Below are 344 nucleotides of genomic sequence, written 5' to 3'. Positions count from 1 at the left end.
CCATCGGCTCAATAACTTCTTCTTGTTCTGCAGCACGTTTGCTTCTTGTACTTCTTGTTGTTTTTTTCTTTTCTGTTTGTTCAGCCGTTCTTTTGGATCTCCAATCTTTATAATCCCCTTGTATCACTTGAAATTGACTTCTAAGAATTCTACCAACTGGAGCTAACACTTCTCCAATATGTTTATTTGTTATACAGAGTACCCCGAGAATAACTAAAATAATTCCAATAATATAGGCTCCTACTTCGTCGAATAAGAAGTAACATGTCGCGAACATAAGCGCACCAAACATACCACCACCTAAATGAACGCTATCTGGCCCTTTTTTCATTTCAAGAAAGAAG

The 344-nt window shown here is 37.2% G+C and carries 1 pseudogene; it reads right to left on the bottom strand.

Going from position 1 to position 344, the window contains the following annotated elements:
- A pseudogene (locus tag SB717_RS34315) lies at positions 1 to 344 on the bottom strand (cell division protein FtsK); the annotation flags it as partial.

Origin of the sequence: Priestia sp. SIMBA_032 (assembly GCF_046535215.1) — a bacterium.
GTDB classification, from domain to species: Bacteria; Bacillota; Bacilli; order Bacillales; family Bacillaceae_H; genus Priestia; species Priestia aryabhattai.
The sequence above is the reverse complement of the archived record's forward strand: the minus strand, read 5'-3'. Positions and strand labels throughout refer to the sequence as shown.